Origin of the sequence: Endozoicomonas sp., from assembly GCF_051008435.1 — a bacterium.
Classification (GTDB): Bacteria; Pseudomonadota; Gammaproteobacteria; order Pseudomonadales; family Endozoicomonadaceae; genus Endozoicomonas_A.
In genome coordinates this window covers 1-1,600 of the sequence record NZ_JBPCXO010000443.1, presented here as the reverse complement: position 1 = coordinate 1,600, position 1,600 = coordinate 1, and the positions used below count along the sequence as shown (strand labels likewise).

The 1,600-nt window shown below is 53.6% G+C and carries 1 protein-coding gene; it reads right to left on the bottom strand.

Annotated elements, in window-relative coordinates:
- On the bottom strand, window positions 1–1,600 hold a 1,600-nt coding region (locus ACR2PX_RS21945), incomplete at both ends, for an ankyrin repeat domain-containing protein (RefSeq protein ID WP_434001495.1).

The following is a 1,600-nucleotide window of genomic DNA, read 5'->3' as shown; positions in this document are numbered from 1 at the left end:
ATCCATCACAAACCCTACGATATTATCATGAACTTGCTCGACCCGGTCTACAAACCGTGACAGTGGGTCTTCACCCCGGCCAATGGTCGCTAAAGCCTTTCGAAACTTGAAGCTTTCCCAACTGCTTTCACTCTGGCCACAGCCACCTGCCGGACAGTGGTCTTGTGCAGGAGGAGGGAATGTTGATCCATGACCTGATACCGTTTCCCCAGGAAGTCGGTTTTGCAGGGTATCATGATGTGCCTGCATCAGGTTGTCGGGCAGAGGTGCCTGGGAAGGTCGCCAGGGTTTATGAAGCAACGGGCGAAGGGTACTGTCCTTGTCCGGATCACAGACAGCAGCTATTCCCTGCTTCTGCAATGTCATTTGTAAACGTTCGGATATCTTGGGGTAACGACCACAAGCCAGGTCAAAGGCTGTTAGTCCTTCGGATGTGGGCAGTGCTGGGTTTTCTCCAGCAGCCATCAACGCTTCAACGCTGGCGAGGTTACCCAGCCGACTGGCCAGATGCAGGCGACTATAGCCGTCCGTATCAAGGGTATTGGCCGGTACCGGGAAACGTTGTGACAAGTTCTCTGCCAGCCACTCTGTGTGCCAGTCTGATTCTGTTTTTTGTTGATGGCTGGCATCGGCGGGCAGAACGACCTGAAGCGTCCATACCGCTACCCGATGGTTCATCAGTTGCTCAATGACGGGCTCTATGGCTTCCCAGCTGATCTCAGATGAAGGTGGGAGAGCAGTGGATAAGGTGCCACAGCTAATTAAGGTGCCACAGCTAATTAAGGTGCCACAGCTAATTAAGGTGCCACAGCTAATTAAGGTGCCACCGCTAATAACCATGCCACTGTCGTCAACCTCCATGCCACACTCCGGCTGAATGGCCAGGGCATCAAAGAGTTCACTGGCGAGTGAATCAGCATTACCTGGAAGGGCTTCCCGGATATAGCAGGGGGCGTTCTGGTCAAACAGGGTCAGCCGGTCTTTTTCAATACTGAGCGCAAGGGCGTGTTTGCCGGTTGTCAGCAAATAGTGGGCAGGAATCGGCTGGTCACGAAGTGTTCTGAGCAGCTGTACGGTACTGGCTCGAGTCGTGACGACTGGCCAGGCGTGGGTCATGGAGAGTCGAGGGGCCGTTTTATCACGGGCTGTCACTTGCGCAGAGCAGCCATGCTGATGTTGCTGTTCACGATAGAGCCATTCAATCCAGATTTTAGTGTCCAGTTGTCCAGCTGATTCTGTATCCAGTTTCGCAAAGCTTTCCAACGTGGATGGATGGTCAGGCAGGGCGTTTGCTGCCCTATAAGCGTCATAGCGATTCTGTGCAGCCTGAAACACGGCCTGCAGTTCATTGTAATGCTGGTTATGATTGTGCCAGCCTTGTTGTGGATTCAGGCTGCAGGTTTGCAACTGCTGCCTGAGCCGATAACGAGTATCAGGAGGGGAGACAGCAGACTGCAGCCAGGCGCAAGCCAGCCCGAGGCAGACACCTCTATCCGCACCTCTATCCGAGCCAGTCAGGGAAAGAAACCGGGTATTGTTTTTGAAATATTCCAGGGCTTGCTGCGAACTCTCTTCTGCTTGGTACGGGCATTCGTTGTCG